This window comes from Spirosoma sp. 209 (assembly GCF_002006735.1).
GTDB classification, from domain to species: domain Bacteria; phylum Bacteroidota; class Bacteroidia; order Cytophagales; family Spirosomataceae; genus Spirosoma; species Spirosoma sordidisoli.
Genome location: NZ_MVEC01000009.1, coordinates 462,331 through 478,202 on the forward strand (window position 1 = coordinate 462,331; position 15,872 = coordinate 478,202).

The 15,872-nt window shown below is 45.5% G+C and carries 17 protein-coding genes; 1 reads left to right on the forward strand and 16 read right to left on the reverse strand.

Going from position 1 to position 15,872, the window contains the following annotated elements:
• Positions 1-34 precede the first annotated feature (34 nt).
• From B1C80_RS28130 to B1C80_RS17325, 15 genes are all read right to left on the reverse strand, one after another.
• Positions 35-1,213 carry a glycosyltransferase gene (locus B1C80_RS28130; protein WP_139361669.1) on the reverse strand — a complete coding sequence of 393 codons (1,179 nt, stop codon included), beginning with the start codon at positions 1,211-1,213 and terminating at the stop codon, positions 35-37.
• A 135-nt stretch (positions 1,214-1,348) separates the two neighbouring features.
• Positions 1,349-2,899: a type 2 lanthipeptide synthetase LanM gene (locus B1C80_RS17265; RefSeq protein ID WP_139361670.1), complete on the reverse strand. Its 1,551-nt coding sequence runs from the start codon at positions 2,897-2,899 to the stop codon at positions 1,349-1,351.
• A gap of 102 nt (positions 2,900-3,001) precedes the next feature.
• The gene (locus tag B1C80_RS17270) at positions 3,002-3,196 is read right to left on the reverse strand and encodes a hypothetical protein (protein WP_139361671.1); all 195 of its coding nucleotides are present in this window, start codon (positions 3,194-3,196) and stop codon (positions 3,002-3,004) included.
• A 107-nt stretch (positions 3,197-3,303) separates the two neighbouring features.
• Positions 3,304-3,651, reverse strand: a complete 348-nt coding sequence (locus tag B1C80_RS17275) for a class IIb bacteriocin, lactobin A/cerein 7B family (protein ID WP_077922431.1) — start codon at positions 3,649-3,651, stop codon at positions 3,304-3,306.
• A gap of 31 nt (positions 3,652-3,682) precedes the next feature.
• Positions 3,683-4,012, reverse strand: coding sequence for a class IIb bacteriocin, lactobin A/cerein 7B family (locus tag B1C80_RS17280; RefSeq protein ID WP_077922432.1), 330 nt, complete (start codon positions 4,010-4,012; stop codon positions 3,683-3,685).
• Between the two features lie 67 nt (positions 4,013-4,079).
• On the reverse strand, positions 4,080-4,403 hold the full coding sequence (locus B1C80_RS17285; RefSeq protein WP_077922433.1) for an NHLP leader peptide family RiPP precursor: 324 nt from the start codon (positions 4,401-4,403) through the stop codon (positions 4,080-4,082).
• Positions 4,404-4,436: 33 nt separating this feature from the next.
• Complete coding sequence (locus tag B1C80_RS17290; RefSeq protein ID WP_077922434.1) at positions 4,437-4,766, reverse strand: NHLP leader peptide family RiPP precursor; 330 nt, start codon at positions 4,764-4,766, stop codon at positions 4,437-4,439.
• 472 nt (positions 4,767-5,238) lie between these two features.
• A complete protein-coding gene (locus B1C80_RS17300) occupies positions 5,239-7,224 on the reverse strand; it encodes an adenylate/guanylate cyclase domain-containing protein (protein WP_077922436.1) in 1,986 nt (661 codons plus the stop codon).
• Positions 7,221-7,394 carry a hypothetical protein gene (locus B1C80_RS28435; protein WP_161492783.1) on the reverse strand — a complete coding sequence of 58 codons (174 nt, stop codon included), beginning with the start codon at positions 7,392-7,394 and terminating at the stop codon, positions 7,221-7,223. Before B1C80_RS28435 ends, B1C80_RS17300 begins: the two co-directional genes overlap by 4 nt.
• Positions 7,395-7,780: 386 nt before the next feature.
• On the reverse strand, positions 7,781-7,960 hold the full coding sequence (locus B1C80_RS17305) for a hypothetical protein (protein WP_077922437.1): 180 nt from the start codon (positions 7,958-7,960) through the stop codon (positions 7,781-7,783).
• A 208-nt stretch (positions 7,961-8,168) separates the two neighbouring features.
• Positions 8,169-11,243 carry a lantibiotic dehydratase gene (locus B1C80_RS17310; RefSeq protein ID WP_077922438.1) on the reverse strand — a complete coding sequence of 1,025 codons (3,075 nt, stop codon included), beginning with the start codon at positions 11,241-11,243 and terminating at the stop codon, positions 8,169-8,171.
• 155 nt (positions 11,244-11,398) lie between these two features.
• Positions 11,399-11,758: a hypothetical protein gene (locus B1C80_RS28135; protein WP_129605796.1), complete on the reverse strand. Its 360-nt coding sequence runs from the start codon at positions 11,756-11,758 to the stop codon at positions 11,399-11,401.
• Positions 11,759-11,764: 6 nt separating this feature from the next.
• A complete protein-coding gene (locus B1C80_RS28440) occupies positions 11,765-11,905 on the reverse strand; it encodes a hypothetical protein (protein WP_161492784.1) in 141 nt (46 codons plus the stop codon).
• Between the two features lie 211 nt (positions 11,906-12,116).
• Positions 12,117-13,268 (reverse strand): sensor histidine kinase, encoded by a 1,152-nt coding sequence (locus B1C80_RS17320; protein WP_077922440.1) that lies wholly within the window; start codon positions 13,266-13,268, stop codon positions 12,117-12,119.
• 78 nt (positions 13,269-13,346) lie between these two features.
• On the reverse strand, positions 13,347-14,120 hold the full coding sequence (locus B1C80_RS17325; RefSeq protein WP_077922441.1) for a LytTR family DNA-binding domain-containing protein: 774 nt from the start codon (positions 14,118-14,120) through the stop codon (positions 13,347-13,349).
• A 145-nt stretch (positions 14,121-14,265) separates the two neighbouring features.
• Here B1C80_RS17325 and B1C80_RS17330 point away from each other — a divergent pair, with 145 nt between their 5' ends.
• Complete coding sequence (locus B1C80_RS17330) at positions 14,266-14,502, forward strand: helix-turn-helix domain-containing protein (RefSeq protein ID WP_077922442.1); 237 nt, start codon at positions 14,266-14,268, stop codon at positions 14,500-14,502.
• A 341-nt stretch (positions 14,503-14,843) separates the two neighbouring features.
• Here B1C80_RS17330 and B1C80_RS17335 read toward each other — a convergent pair whose 3' ends face one another.
• Entirely contained in the window at positions 14,844-15,761 is a 918-nt protein-coding gene (locus B1C80_RS17335) for a PfkB family carbohydrate kinase (protein ID WP_077922443.1), read from the reverse strand.
• Positions 15,762-15,872 lie beyond the last annotated feature (111 nt).

The following is a 15,872-nucleotide window of genomic DNA, read 5'->3' on the forward strand; positions in this document are numbered from 1 at the left end:
TGGCAATAAAAATTCATATACAGATAATAAGTTTTTATGCTAACGCGTATTGAATAACTTTTCCCATTTCAAAATTTGTCATTGTACTGGCGATTTCACTCTGTAATTTTTTCATTACGTCATAATCTATTAACGTGTCACTTTCAAACCTATTAATCAATTCAAGAAAAATAGTCCAATAGTTCGGATTATCATCTGGATGAGGGACATGACCCGAAACACCGAGTTCCTGTAATCTTATCGCTATGTCTTCCCGGTCGTAACATTGAGTGCCTATAGTTAAGGATGGCACTCCATTCATTATTGGGTAGTGATACATCCCTGATCCGCATTGATGAATTACTAAGTCTGAAAGTCCGCAAATATGGTGTAATGGAAGAAATTTGTTGTAAAAAATCTGACGCGCATACGTTTCATTTACTACACAACTACAAGTTGTAATAACAGCATAATTGCGTTTTACAAAGAATTCAATATATTTTTCAATAGGTGTTTTATCTACTGTACCCGTTGTAATAAAAACGATAGGTTTCTTTTCATTATTATTTAAAAACTCTCTTAGTCTAATCGTAAGGTTCTTTGAAGGTTTATCCAAGACCAGTAGTGGACCAGAATAAAAATATGATTCTTTATCCTCTATATCTTCTGGTAAGCGCTCAATAGCTGGTATCCCAGGAATAATTTTAGCTTTTGGCTTCGCGTACTGTTGTAAAAATCGAAAGTCAGGGTTACTGTAAGTTAGTAGCTCTGAACTATTTGAATTTACATCTCCTGGTTTATAACTACTACTACCTTTCTCTAATGAATGCATATGACTGGCATTTCTATAACGTTTGTCAATTGATCTAAAGATTCCGGTTCGTTGAATTGAAATTCTCGGCAAGTTATTCTTCTCCGCAATCAACGGAGTAAGAAAAGACGTATCTTCAATGACTAATGATGGTTTAACTATACAATAAGCCTCCCTCTCAATTCCCATCACATAGTTTTTTATGATTAAAGATTCATTAAGTATAGAAAGGTTATCTTCAAAACTATAATTAATAGGTACACAGGATATACCCTGCATCATTAGAAACCTTTGGGAGTTACTATCAACTAGAAAATGATTTTCAACTTCACTATTTTTTCTTAAATATTTTTGCTGTAAAACATAGAGAGGAATTAAATGCGAGAGTCCGCCAGCAAAATAGGGTATAGTCAGGGCTTTCATTGAATTAGTACTATTAATAAATATTGAAATAATTAATACAAAGTGTTATACAGTTATTCCGCATTAGAATCCTGACAGAGATACCTGAACATCATTAAATGAGAAGCTATGTGTGAAAAAGTCAATAGTCTTTATCTAAGCGCTAAGCCACTGTGTAATGTATTCAAGTTGTTCTTTCTTATGGTACGTAGATAATAAGCTTGCTCTGTACTTAATATTTTCAATACAATTATACTTAAATATTTTTAATGCTTTATCTTCTTCAAAATGAAGATCTGAGCTATTGAGATGAAATAATGGAATGTCACCAGATAATAGTTGCTTAATCTCACATTCAAGAATAACTTTGTAAGTTTCTAAGTTTTTTCCTTTATAAGCTTTCGACATCAACTCATACAATTTCGATTTATATACCTCAAAACTTGTCATAAAAACTGGTCCTCTCATGTAGTTCAAAATTTTAGAATACACGAAAGTGGGTCTCCAAACATAACGTACTTTCTGATCATTGAAACGTAAAATTGGCGACTCGCTGGATAGCAATTGTTCTTTCGAATTCATGAACATATCGTATGCAGCTGAAAAACCTTCTATAAAATACTTTTTGTAATCACTAGCAAATACAAAACAATTGTTTTGTATTGGAATGTTGTTTTTTATCAATTTTCTAAAAACAAACCGGGTTACTCTTTTTGCACTGATTGTGTTTGGATTGACTACCTTTTTTTCGAAATCCATAGCTTCACAGTTCCCCTTAATGCCATATCCAGTATATTCCGAAGGAACTCCTGTATTTTGATTAGCTATTAACATACTCTCTAAAACAGAAAAAGGAGCTACTTTATGCTGATCGTCCCAGGTACGAATAGACTGCTTTGATAGAAAAGGCTGAACAATGGTTTCGTGATCTATAATAACAGGATTTTGCCCTGATGCAATTATATTCTCGTAATGGCAGTCTTTACTGCCTAAAAGAAAGGCAACGGCTAAAAGAATTCCAGCCTTATGATAATACTCATGAAGTTCTTCAGAAGTGTTAACTTCATCATTAGTAATATATTCTAGCCAACCGTAACTCTCAAAACTCAAGCTTTTGAACGTTTTAAGATTTGTTTTCAATTTTTTGTTAACCCAATCAATAAAGAAATTATAAGAATTTGTAGTATCAATATTTCTTGGTTTATAAATTAATTTGCTATCATCAGCCAATGTGATTAAAGCAGTACTTTCACCACTATGCCCATCGCCAAGATTTGTGTCTATATCTGTAATTACTGCTTTACTTTTATCTAAAGTAATAAAGAAATGATCTACAATAAGACTGAAATCTTTATAAAAATTTGAAAATATATTATTTATATATGTAGAATAATTTTTTGCTAAAGTTTTTAAAATATTATCTAATACAGGATATTTACTTTCTAAAATTAAACTGGTCTTCTTTACAAAATCCTGATAATGAATAAATCCGTTATTAACAAAAATAGTTAGTTCTTCCTGTAAAGTTACTTCAGCAATAGCGCTAAGTTCTCGCAGAAGCGTTAAATTTAATTTTTTTATTAATTCAGCTGAAACTCTATTTTTTTCAATCTCCTGCAAAAAATTCTCAGCATAAGGTAATATTATATGTATAAATGGTATTTCTTCAAGTTCATTTTCAGATAAATACTTATTCTGATTATTCATGTCAATTTGTACGTTTAAGTACTTACTTTTATAGTCAACAGACAAAGCATATTCATATGCAAAAATTTATTTAACTTTGTCTGTTGACTAATTTTGTATAGATTACTTTTTTTCCCATTTATTTTGAGCTTTGTCTTTAAATATATAAAACAACATACTTATAAAAGTTATAATATATAAAAAATCCAACCAAGGCTTTTTAAACGCCAACGTATCAAAATCAAAATGTTTAATTATTATGAAACCCAATACAAGCGATAAAATTACAGCAACTGGCCTAAACTGCTTGTTATTCATAACTCTGCAATTAATAATTGAACAAATATTTATGAAAAGATTTATCAAACAATCATCTTAATTAAAATGATTGTTTGATAAATCAGAAATAGGGTTCCGATTGTAGCTTAAAGGTGAGAAACAGCCCAGCAGACAGCAGTACCTACCGCAAACCCAACCAATATACATGGAATAACTCCACCTGCAACCATTTCTAATTGCTCGTCAGTCAATTCTAATTCATCCAGGTCAATCTTTGCCGGAATATTAAGGTAAATTATAGAATCATCAGTTTGATCTTCTACTACAATTCTTTTGTCATTGGGAATTGATAATTTTTTTCCCAAAACTTGCTCAATTACTTCGGCAGGGTTATTTACCAATTGCTCTTTAAAAGCTGTGCTTTCCCAGGCTTTCTGTGCTAGAGTTTTCATTAACTCTGCGCCTTTCTCTTGATCTTCTATTGTAATTCTCATTATATTATTATTTTAAATAGTTTTTAAGATTTTATTGATGCGTCGCAGCCCAAACTGCAACCGCACATGCGAACCCTACATAGAAGGTTGGACTTAAACCGCCTGCAACCATTTCTAATTGCTCTTCAGTTAGTTCTAAGCTATCAACGTTTACTTTTTTTGGAATATTGAAGTAAACAGTAGACTCATCACTTTGGTCTACCACTACCAGCTTTTGACCTGCAGGCAAACTAATTTTGTTACCCGTTAATTTTTCCATCGTCTCCGCAGGGTTGGCTATCAATTCACTTTTGAATTGTTCATCTTCCCATGCCCTCTGAATGACCTGAGCGTTTAGCTTTTGTTCTTGTGTAAATTCCATGACTTGACTTTTTGAGTTATTGATTTGTTATATTTTATAAAGTCTATTGATATTAAATTATAAATTACTAGTATTCAATTATTGGCAACTTAGGCAGAGGAAAGATAATGATAGGCCAAATAACAGTACCACCAGCTACAGTCTCAAGTTGCTCTTCGTTCAGTTCAACATCGTCCAAATTAGGTTTGGCTGGAAGATTGATATAAACAGTTCCTGCTTCAGTTTGATCGCGCACGACTATTGACTTACCTTCGGGTATGTTAAGTTTTTGGCCGGTCAATTTTTCGATAGCAGCTACGGGGTTTGCCGTAAGATCCGCTTTGAATTGGGCGTCATCCCAGGCTCTTTGTACGATCTGGCCATACAGTTTTTGCTCTTGTGTAAACTCCATTGTTTTGTTTGTTTTGGTTTATTGTATATATAATTAAAGGGTAATGCAATCTTTCAGATTGGGGAATAGACTAACCATAAAGCTCCCCCAAATTTGGTGCCCGCCACCGGCTACGGCTTCAAGTTGCTCTTCACTTAACTCCATACTTTCTATTTCTGGCTCAGCGGGAATATTTACGTAGATTTTTGACTTGTCAGTCTGATCATTAACAACTATGGTTTTTCCTTCTGGTATCGCTACTTTAACGCCCGTCAATTTTTCTATTGCTTTTATCGGGTCGGCAATTAACTCTTTTCTATAATTGACATCCTCCCAAGCTTTGGAGATAATCGCTTCTATAATCTCCTGTTTTCTCTGTTCCATATCTTTATTGGTATATTATAAAGAAGTAGTGTATCTATCCTATAAATTTGTTGTAGCTACTAAAAAACTACCTTATTTTTCACGCTTAGTCTATGATAGCAAGTAGACTATTTTTCAAAGAAGAGATAAATGTATATAGCCAGGCCAAAATTGGTAGATGTTGTTGAGATTAGTCGATAGCCCTGAGCCGTGTACTCATCAAGCTTAGCCTGAATCTCTTCCTTCGACTTCTTTACGATGTGCTCTGCATCGAGCGTCAATTTTGAATAATATATCAGGGATTCTACTTTACACTCTTCCATTATTTTATAGATATAAATCTTCAATCAACAGTATCCTGGCGTCCATCAAGACAGCCTATTTAGCTAAAGCAGAAATTCTGTAACTACTTTGTATAAAATAACACCAAGTGCCGCGTATAAAGCTATTTTCCAAGTATCCTTTCTTTTGTCTTCTCTGCTCTTTTCCATGATCACGCTAGTTCATACACAAACTTTTTCTCCACGAAGTACATACCCATATCCCCTTTTCCTTTGGCATGTACCTTCCCCCTGTATTCGAACGAGAAGCACTCTTCGTCCTTTATCAGATCATATAGGGTCTCACTTATATTAACTTTCCCGACCAGCCCGCTACTTTCCATTCGGCTGGCGGTGTTTACGGTGTCGCCCCACACATCGTACTGGAACTTTTTGACCCCTACGATACCCGCTACAATTGGCCCGGCATGGATGCCCAGGCGCATGTCAAAGGCGGGACGACCCTGGGCGCGGCTTTCAGCGGCTCGCTGTGTCATGAACTTCTGCATCTCCAGGCCGGCCAGCACAATGTTTTTCAGTGCCCGTTCGTCCGTATGTGGGATACCGCCTGCCGCCATGTAGGCATCACCAATAGTTTTTATTTTCTCGATCTGATATTTACCGGCAATCAGGTCAAACGCTTTGAAGCAGGTATGGATCTCTTCGACCAGGCTTTGCGGAGACATCTGCTCGGCGGTTTGCGTAAACGATTTGAAATCCGTGAATAAGATCGATACCAGGTTATATTCCCGGGCATCGACATGCCCCTTCTCTTTCAGCTCCTCTGCAATCTCTTCAGGCAAAATATTCAGCAGCAAAGCTTCAGAGCGATCTTTTTCGACCTTTAGGGCTGCTCTTGATTTCCTGACGTAGTTGAGCTGAGCCCATAAACCAGCCGCTACCAGGAGAATAAATCCCAACGACAGGATAATCATGTTCCGCTGTTTCTCCTGCCGCTGTACCTCCTCCTTATGCTTCAGTTGAATGGCATGCTCTTTTTTGACGTAGGCAATACTGTCGACCAACTGCTGCTTCTGAAACTCCATGCCCATGACCTTGTTGGCCGTTTCTGAGAGATTCAAGCTATCTTCCAGCGTGTTAGCCTGCTCAAAATAGTGCAATGCCTGCCGGTCATTTCCTAATGCCTTGTACGATTGGTATAGACAATCACATCCCCGTTTTTTTAGTGAGACAGACCCTATTTCTCTTGCCAGTCGCAAACCGTCCCGGCATTTGTTTACCGCGTCATTAACTTTTGCCAACCGATGCAAAATACTGCCAATAGCGATCTGCGATTCTGCCTGGCTCTGTAAGCTACCTATCTGATTGGAATAAGTCAGACATCGCTCATAGTAGGGTAAGGCTTTTTTATAATCTGACTGCGCATAGAACAAATCACCCAGGCTGTTTAATGCCAGAATCTGTAACTGCTTATCCTTCTTCCTGTCGGCAATTTGTAACGATTCGTTAAAACTCTGAAATGCGTTATTGTACTTGCCCTGTTTCAAATAGATATTACCAATAGCATCCTGTATCTGGGCAATTCTTTCCTGGTTACCTCCTCGTTTGTATACAGCATAAGCCTGAGTAAAATACTTCATAGCGTTGCTGTAATCTTTCGCCTTGGTATAAATTAAACCGATATTATTGGTGACGGCCGTCAAATTATCAGTATCACCAATTTCTTTAAATATGATAGCCGCCTGCCGAAAATGTTCCAGTGCTTTCAGGTAATTTCCCTGGCTATTATATACACTACCAATGTTATTCAGCGTTGAAGCAACTCCTTTTTTGTATCGTATCTTTTTAAAGGTTTCGGCTCCTTTTTTGAAAGCCGCTACTGCTTTCGAGAAATCGCCCTGATAATAATAGGTTATCGCCATGTAATTAAAGCAATCTCCTACTCTCTTTCCATCACCAATGTCCTGGTAAAGTTTTTGGCTTTTTCCAAACAATACCAACGATTGTTGATAGGCCTGCGTATCCTGAAAGCGAACCCCCTGATTAAAAAGGCTATCAGCTGTTTTCCTGTCAATGGCCTTAGTTACACTGGCCGGTGCAACTGTATTCTGTGTTGACGTGGTTTGTGCATACAACCTGTTCTCCATTCCTGTCGACAGAAGAACCCCCAGCAATATGCACATCCACGACTTCATCATCCTTTAATAATAAAACCACCATCTCCTCCACCCGATATAATATCCAACTGCTCGTCGTTCAGCTCCATGTCCTCCACCGGCTCGGCCGGGAAACTGGCAACCTTGTTAGACACATTCACCTGATCAGCAACGATCACCTTGTTGTTTTCCTGGTTGTTCTGTAGTTCCATGACTTTGTCTGTTTTGATTGGTTTTTCAGAACAAAATTGCCTATGCCTTAACTGATAAAACTGACAAAAAAACCGACAAAACCGCAATCACGCTTCCTGATTCGTTCCATTTCAGGACAATCTCCCCCGCTTCTGGTGCGGGGGAGTACCTATGCCCGCCTGGTTCGTTTTAGTATGGATCACTTTGAATCATTTCCGGTGTAGCTACGGTGCTACGCCCCGGCTTCCTAGTATTATGTGTATAAGTAGTACGCGTCTGTATAAATTCTTAGCTTTTAGTTGTGTTCTGTTGCCCTGATGACACTGTAAAGGTCTTAGTCAAAGGCATGTATATCAATAACTCGAGGTTATACTTTAGTCACTCAGGTTATAAGCGCAGGGCCCTGTCAGGCTGCCTCGTCGTAGTGCTGCAACGGCTCGTCGGTGGGCAGTTCCAGGCCGTCGAACAGATCACCGGCCGACACGATCCAGTTGTCATCGAATGAGCCAATCTCGTCGGCCATCGAGTCGATGTCGTTATTAATCCACACCTCAAAAGAGAACTCAGACGTGATGCGCTTTTTCATGATCTTACTTGTTTAGAGAGTCATTGTTCGTTTGTTTTTGTGATCGATTTGTTGACTCAAAGTTGCGACCTAACCAGACTGGTTTCAATAACCGGCCGTTATAGCTTAATCCATTTGGGCAAACTTTATTCGCTTTGGTTATACAGCCCATAAAAAAGCCACGAAACGCATCATCCCGTGGCTTTTTATACATGCATTAACTATCCTCCTATAATTTCTGCCGTGCCCATACTGAATCGTAATGCTTGGCCAGGCAGTAGTACAGCACAAGCTCATAGGCCCGCTGCTTGGACGGAAACAGCCGGTTCACAACCATATGAATCAGGCTGCTCAGCATGGAATGCAACGTTTGCGGATTGTACTCATAAGCGGCTACCAGCTTCTGCAACAGTTCGGTTTGCCGGCAGTGCCACTGGTTGTGTTCATCGGCCAGTGGAAAATCGGCCGATAGGGCATGCTCCAGGAGCGAGCGGTAGGTGCGGTATTTCTCGTTCAGTTGCCGACGCAGCGCCGACTCGCCCCCGAACTCCAGAAAAAAGCTTTCTTTAAGCCGGCTCATGATAGCCAGGCACCCGTCGGGCAAGAGGCCTGCCCCGGCCAGTAGCTGGTTAATTTTACGAATGGCAAACGCAAAGCGCAGGTTTTCGTCGAAGGCATCGCCGGTGCGCGCCATGAAGGCCAGCGTCGACAAACTGTCGCAGTGAAACAGCGTTTCGCACAGGCCGATGTGTTCCATACCGTACCGTTCCAGCTCGCGTTGGTAGGTATCGACCTGAACGCGGTGTACGATACCCGCTTCTATGGATTCGGCCAGCGCCTTTTCTACCACACGCACGACATGATGGTAAAATTCAAGGTGCGCGTTGCCCCGAAACCGAAGCCGCAGGTGGGGGTCGGTGTCTTTGTAACGCACAAAGAAAAACTCCTGGATGATCTGCGTTTTCAGCAGCTGCTGCACAACGGGGTAAATAGTTTGCAGCAGCAGGGCGTCGGATGTTTTTTCGCCCGTGTACACTTTCAGGTAGAACCACTCGCTGCCTACCGAAAATTTGCGCTGGGGCAGGTGCGTATTCGTCTGGCTCAGACCGGGTAGCGGCTGGGCAGCTTTGTTATGAAACGGAATAATGATTTCGTGCGTAAAATGCTCGCGTTTGTTGATCAGCGGGCAGCGGTCAGGCTGGGTCAGGCATTCGACCAGCCGAATCTGCGTCTGTTTTTTGATTTCGTCGATGAGCAGATTGAGCGACGCCGGTACGTGCAGCGCTATGTATAATTCATTATCGCCCTGGGCCAGCATAAACTGATCGGGCAAACCCACGGCCGTCAGCTGAGCTACGAGCCGCAACGGATTGTCGGGCGTCAGATCACGGCACTGCAGCTGCCAGGTAGCCCGGCTTATCAGGATGTTGCGGTATCTGACGCGGGGCAGGTAAGCCTGGGTTCGCAAAACGCCCCAGTTCCAGACCACGTTCAGGTGCATATCCTGCGCCTGTAAATCGCAGAGAAACCGGTAAATGGGCAGGCCCTGGCTAAAATTATGCGCGTTGGTCAGCCGCGGCACTACGCGCTGGTTCAGGCGTTTAGAACGCAGCACAACCCGGTCGTTACGCACCGATACCATTAGGTCAGACAACGAAATCTGATAATCAGGCGCCACCGACGACTGGCCCATGTAGGGGATTTCGTACTGGTAGAGCGTAGGTCGGATCAGGATGTTACCGACCCGGTTTTCGGGCAGGTGCACAATCTCGGCCATGATCACGTTGGGGTGGTGCTCTTCTTCGGCGGTGGCGCAAGTCCGGATGTGTTTGGCTAGCTGGGGGTCGCCTTCGCCAAAGCGGCTCATGAGATTAACGGCCGATGGCCCTTTGCAGGCCAGCAGGTTGAACAGAAAATCACCTTCGTCGAGTGCCCGGGCCGAGCGGGCCAGCAGCGATCCAAACGCGTAAAAACTGCCCGGCAACGGTGCCGACGCGGTTTGCTGGCTATTGATGTAGGTCAGATCGTCGTCGGTCAGGATGATTTCGTCCTGTTTGGTTCGCAGGGTTTCGGCGTATTTGTCCATGACCAGCGTCTGCCACCAGTCCCAGGCGGTGGTCTGGGCCACCGCAGCACTGGCAAAGGTAAGGTCGTCGATGAGCGGGGCGTAGCCTACACCCAGCATGGAACTGTGGCCGTAGCCAATGCCGAACTCCCCGTCGAGTGCCAGCGCCAGCGGCACCTCTTCGTCTTCGTACCGATTATAAAACAGCCGCTTGAACTCGTCGAGATTGGGGCATACGTAGGGCTGGTTCAGGGCCATCAGTTTCTCCAGCGGGCGCTGCAGGTGCTGCATGGCGCGTTCGCTCAACTGCAGGCCTGGCGTATCGAAAAATGTGTCGACCTGTACGACATCGGCAGTGGGCACGGCAATGGACCGATCTAGAAACCACTGCCGAACCTGCGTATACGCCACGAGCCGGTCGGGATGCTGCAACTGGTGCTGAAGCTGGCGCAGGTCGCTGGCCCAGGCGTCGGCATTTTCCAGCGAAGCAATTTGTTCGGTCAGCCGGTCGAGGTAGTGCAGGCCCGTTACGGTAGGTTCGATCTCGAAGATGAGTAACTGTCCTTCAATGAGTTGCTCAACAAAGTCGATCGCTTCGTCGGCCTGGGCATCCCGTTCGATCAGCAGCGCGGCCAGTTCCTGGATGGTGGCGCCGGTACGGGCGGCTTTGAGGACAAGGGTCAGGTACTGATCGGCTTCAACAACGCTGATAAAGTAGTTCCGGTTGCTGGCTTCGCGCTGCTGCTCGACATAACGAAGCGACGAACCAACCGGATAGAGCGATGAGTTGGGAAAAAGGCGTAGCTGCGTCCGAATGGTGGGCTGGTTCGTGAGCCACTCCCGAATGCCCAGCAGGCAATCCATATCAACGCGGGTGTGGGTACGCAGCGAGTGGGCCGGAGCAGCCTGAAATTGGGTGTATTCGCCAAACTGACCCGTCGTGCATCCCGCAAACATACCGTAGGGCGTGGCGCGGCTGCACATTCGAATCAGGTACTTGTGTAAAGTAGCCAGCAATTTATCCTGCTCGGGCAGGACCTCACCCGCCAGCCAGCGCCGGAAACGTTCGTAGAGGGTTGGCGACGCAGCCAGGATAGCCTCCTGCGCCAGCGGATCCTGATAATGTTGCCGTAAAAGTTCTTCGAGGGGATGGGAACTCAGCTGCTGGTAAAACTGAATTAGCCGGTCGAGGGAATAAAGGGGCCGACGTATCAAAAAAAAACGGCTTAGCTGGATCATTCGGGAAGTATATCGACGTGGAGGAACTTACTAATATAGTGAGCCCTGCCAGGGGTGTCAACAAAACCCGCTTTTTTTCGACTAATTACCCAAATAAATTATTGTTAATAAACAGACCGGAACGTATTGGGAATCGTTTTCGTGTAACTACATCTTTATCCGAACACAGCGACATAGCGCTCCATACTGACCGCAAATCGGTCAAATGAATACGGTTCGGTCAGAAAATCAAAGGGATGCAGGTTCAGATAGCTGAACAGATGAGCTGGATACGGCGAGGTAACGATAACCGCCGGATGCTGGCGAAGGGCGGCCAGAAACGGCTCCGGTACATCTTCGTCAGGGGCCGACAACCGCAGAAAAACCAGCGTACACTCTCTTGACCGGATGCAGGCGAGCGCATCTTCAGTAAACGCACCAGTCTGGCCAAAACATAGCCAGCCGGTGCGCTGAAGATAGTGAGCAAGCTGGCTTCGGCTTACTCTCGAATAGTTAAGGGTGAGGTAGGTTTGCAAGAGGTACTAGCCGCCAATAGTCAGAAAATCACAAATTCGGCTCGACTTACCTGTGTTTGAATTAGTCACACCAGCGGGCGTTAGGCACACAATGCGCTCTTTTTTCAGCGTAAGGCGGGGCGATACGGTAGCTGTTTGATTCTTCATGGTAATAGGCGTTAGAAAGTTGGTTTAGAAGTTAGCAGGTCGGTAGAAACAACTGTCGCTGGTGACCAGTGGCCGTTGACATGATAAACATAGCAGATGACCCAGGCCCGCAGCAAGTTGTTTAGATCGATTTCAGCCACTTTTCGACTAATTGCCGTCTTTTTTCGATGAATGATTGCCCGTCAGAAACCAGGAGTCGTCGCACCGCCAGCTAGCGAGTCGTCTCCTGAATGGGCTCCAGGTCGATAACGAGCTGAACCCGGTACACATCGGCCGCTGGTGTAATCGTCAGCGTGTGTTTATGAGCATACAAAGCCTCCAGCCGACGGCGCACATTCACCAGCCCTACCCCACCTGATTTAGCCCTGGTGCCAGCGGCACCTCGTCGGGGCGCTACGCTGTTGACTACGGTAAACGTTAGCCGGTGTTCGACCACAGTGGCGTCTACCCGTACATAAGCATTGGACATGCCTCCCTTTATGCCATGCTTGAAGGCGTTCTCCACGAAGGCGATCAGCAGCAGCGGAGCAACCTGACACACGCCGGCATCACCCTGCTGCTGGTAGTCGATTGTGATGGGCTGATCGGCCAGACGATTGCGCTCCAGATTGAGGTAGTTCTGAATATACGCCAGCTCTTTGTCGAGGGCAATGCGAGGCTGGTCGGTTTCGTAGAGGTTGTAGCGCATCAGCTCGGCGAGTTGCAGCACCAGGTTGGCTGCGGGCTCATCGGTATCGAAGATGCGGGCGTAAATGCTGTTGAGCGTGTTGAACAGAAAGTGCGGGTTGACCTGGGCCTTCAAAAAATTCAGCTCCAGAGCCAGTTTATCGCGTTCGGCCAGGACCAGTCGTCGCTGATAACTGATAATATCCCGAAATGCTTTGAAGGTTAATAAAACGATAGGCAAGCCAAACGCATAGAACAGGTTCCATAAAGCAACCCGTAAGCTGGTAAAGCAGCCCAGCCAGCCAGCCTCCCGAACCATCGCTTTTATTTTGGTAGCATACGTTGGTTTTCCGTCTGGCCGGACTTTATCACTGATCGAGTCCAGATAGTGGAACAACTCACTATTGAGCTGGTACATGACAAAGAAAACCACCAGGATGACGGTAGCCAGACGCAGGTACTTCTGGGAGTAGATGAAGGCCGGAAATACATAATACCCCAGCAGATAATACAGCCCGACTGTTTCCAGAAAATCAACGACCGACGCCGTACGGACGACTCGCTCATTGTCTTCAAAAATCCGGCTGCCGGTGCTGTCGATAAGCACAACGTACACGACCAGCCACATCAGCAGATGGCCCAGCACCCGAAACAGGCGTCGGTTTGGCCGATACACCGTGTCGAGTAGCTGACGCATTGGCTGACCAGCAGACCCTGGCGTATTTGTAAACGGATTTGTCACATTACCTGGCAACTAGAAACGTATACATTGGGGCTATAGCATATTCTTTTTCAGCTCATTCATAACCGTTTCGCGGTAGGTAACGCCAATGACTACTTTCTTGCCATCAAGTGTCGTAATCTGATTGCCGTCAATTTCTTTGATGGCCTGCCGACGCACAATAAACGAGCGGTTGACGCGCAAAAACTGGGAAGGCGGTAACATGTCTTCCAGCTTGGTCATGGTCATGTGCGTGACCAGCACACGGCCAGTCAGATGCAGCTTCAGATAATCTTTCATGCCTTCGGCAAAGACAATATCTTCGGGAGCCACCCGCACTAGTTTTTTATCTTCTTTGATCAGGAAGTAGGGTACGTTCTCACGCGGGTCGGCGGGGGCCTGCGCGGGCTGGCTAACCGGCGCTACTACGGGCGCGGCAGCACCGGCGTTCGGCACGAAGCCCAACCGTTTAACAACGCGGTTGATAGCTTCCAGAAATTTGTCGAAGCCAACGGGTTTTAGCAGATAGTGCGAGACCGAATCGAAGTCGTAGGTTTCGGCCGCAAACTGGGGCGAGGCCGTAACCATAATCACCATCGGATGCGGCTGCGGCAGTGACTTCAGAAACTGAACCCCGGTCATATCGGGCATCTCCACATCCAGAAACAAAATATCAGGTTTCAACTCCTGCACCTTCTCCAGCCCCTCAAACGGGTCGAAGCTCTGGCCCAGCAATGCCAGGTACGGCATCCGACTGATGTACTTCGACATAATCACGTGTGCCGGCGACTCATCGTCTACCAGATAGCAGGTCAGGGTTTCATTCATAGCACCGGCAATATATTCATTAGCCTGCTTCGATACACAATTGGTCGATGAAGCTGACCAATTGGTCGAAATAAGTTTCTGTCAGCTACCGCCTGCGTTTGTTTTGTAGTGTTCAAGTGCTACCAAAACCTCAAATCAGAAAGTCATGAACCCAATTGCTCTCAAGATCCGCAAACTACGGGAGATTCACGGCTACCCGCAGGAATACGTTGCTTTTCAGCTTGGTGTCAGCCAGGCAGCTTATAGTAAGAAAGAAACCGGGCGTACTGAGTTGTCGCTGACGGTACTGCAGCAGGTATCGCAGCTATACGGCATTAGCCTGATCGATCTGCTGAACCTCACCACGCAGGATTTGATTATCATGGCCATCCGCCAACAATAACCACCCCACCAATCCATTAGCAAACCGGAGGTTTTACTTACCACCAAACCCTGACAGTGGTCGTAGACCCTGTCAGTGGCAAACACCCTGTCAGTGGAAAACAACCAATACCCGGATAACAACTAGTGTAGACCGCTGATAAGACACAGGCGCACTGCCCACAACCTGAGTTACAGACAACCAAAGCCACTATACGAACAAATCTGGATTGGCGTGAACACGCCGAAGGTGAAGAGCAACACTGTATACGCCAAAACCGGCCCACCCAACAAGTGCTGCCAGGTCAATTGAGTAAACAAATCAGCCGTTGGCTATTGGTTGACAATAGCCAACGGCTGCGACTAATTCAGACCAAAGGCCGATAGCTTCACAAACTCGCTGACACGCTCGTCGATTTCGTCCTGCGTCAGGTTCATGATCCGCTCAGCCCCGAATTTCTCGACGCAGAACGACGCCATGGCCGACCCGTAGATGATGGCCCGCTTCATGTTGTCGAACGATATATCGTCGGTTTTGGCCAGGTAACCGATAAATCCGCCCGCAAACGTATCGCCGGCACCGGTCGGGTCGAAGACCGATTCGAGCGGCAACGCCGGCGCGAAGAAGATTCGGTCTTCCTGGAACAGCAGCGCACCGTGTTCACCTTTTTTGATGATGACCGTCTGGGGTCCCATCGTGCGGATTTTGGCGGCCGCCTTCACCAGTGAATACTCTTTGGTTAGCTGCCGCGCTTCTTCGTCGTTTACCACCAGCACATCGACCAGTTTCAGGAGCGCCATCAGGTCCGGATTGGCAATCTCGATCCAGAGGTTCATGGTGTCGAGAACGATCAGTTTAGGGCGGCTGTTCAGCCGCTCGATAACCGTTTTCTGAATAGCGGGGGCCGTGTTGCCCAGCATCAGGTACTGGCAATCCTGGTACGAAGCCGGAACAACCGGATCGAAGTTTTCCATCACGTTCAGCTGCACCTCAACGGTATCGCGGGTATTCATATCGTTATGATACTTACCCGACCAGAAAAACGTCTTCTCTCCTACCCGCACCTGCAATCCATCGGTATTGACGCCGTGACTGTTCAGATCGCGGATCATCGACTCCGGAAAATCATCGCCTACTACAGCAACGAGGTTGTTGTTCTTCGTGAAATACGAAGCCGACAGGGTGATATAGGTAGCGGCACCGCCGATGATCTTGTCGGTCTTGCCAAAGGGCGTTTCCAGCGCGTCGAAGGCTACGGAACCGATGGTTAATAAGCTCATTATTTATCTTTTTTGGTTTACAATTTTTCGGTATTCCAGTTACAGTTTTCGATCTCCACTGTGGTCTGTGTCCGCACCGTGGTCCGTGTCCCCACGGACCACTCGTGCGTC

Excerpts from the sequence above, each read along its gene's own strand:
- B1C80_RS17305 (WP_077922437.1), bottom strand. The coding sequence starts at position 7,960 with ATGAAAAAGCGCATCACGTCTGAGTTCTCTTTTGAGGTGTGGATTAAT.
- B1C80_RS17330 (WP_077922442.1), top strand. The coding sequence starts at position 14,266 with ATGAACCCAATTGCTCTCAAGATCCGCAAACTACGGGAGATTCACGGC.
- B1C80_RS17335 (WP_077922443.1), bottom strand. The coding sequence starts at position 15,761 with ATGAGCTTATTAACCATCGGTTCCGTAGCCTTCGACGCGCTGGAAACG.
- B1C80_RS17325 (WP_077922441.1), bottom strand. The coding sequence starts at position 14,120 with ATGAATGAAACCCTGACCTGCTATCTGGTAGACGATGAGTCGCCGGCA.
- B1C80_RS28435 (WP_161492783.1), bottom strand. The coding sequence starts at position 7,394 with ATGGAACTACAGAACAACCAGGAAAACAACAAGGTGATCGTTGCTGAT.
- B1C80_RS17280 (WP_077922432.1), bottom strand. The coding sequence starts at position 4,012 with ATGGAATTTACACAAGAACAAAAGCTAAACGCTCAGGTCATTCAGAGG.
- B1C80_RS17300 (WP_077922436.1), bottom strand. The coding sequence starts at position 7,224 with ATGATGAAGTCGTGGATGTGCATATTGCTGGGGGTTCTTCTGTCGACA.
- B1C80_RS17310 (WP_077922438.1), bottom strand. The coding sequence starts at position 11,243 with ATGATCCAGCTAAGCCGTTTTTTTTTGATACGTCGGCCCCTTTATTCC.
- B1C80_RS28440 (WP_161492784.1), bottom strand. The coding sequence starts at position 11,905 with ATGAAGAATCAAACAGCTACCGTATCGCCCCGCCTTACGCTGAAAAAA.
- B1C80_RS17275 (WP_077922431.1), bottom strand. The coding sequence starts at position 3,651 with ATGAGAATTACAATAGAAGATCAAGAGAAAGGCGCAGAGTTAATGAAA.
- B1C80_RS17270 (WP_139361671.1), bottom strand. The coding sequence starts at position 3,196 with ATGAATAACAAGCAGTTTAGGCCAGTTGCTGTAATTTTATCGCTTGTA.
- B1C80_RS17265 (WP_139361670.1), bottom strand. The coding sequence starts at position 2,899 with ATGAATAATCAGAATAAGTATTTATCTGAAAATGAACTTGAAGAAATA.
- B1C80_RS17320 (WP_077922440.1), bottom strand. The coding sequence starts at position 13,268 with ATGCGTCAGCTACTCGACACGGTGTATCGGCCAAACCGACGCCTGTTT.
- B1C80_RS17290 (WP_077922434.1), bottom strand. The coding sequence starts at position 4,766 with ATGGAACAGAGAAAACAGGAGATTATAGAAGCGATTATCTCCAAAGCT.
- B1C80_RS17285 (WP_077922433.1), bottom strand. The coding sequence starts at position 4,403 with ATGGAGTTTACACAAGAGCAAAAACTGTATGGCCAGATCGTACAAAGA.
- B1C80_RS28130 (WP_139361669.1), bottom strand. The coding sequence starts at position 1,213 with ATGAAAGCCCTGACTATACCCTATTTTGCTGGCGGACTCTCGCATTTA.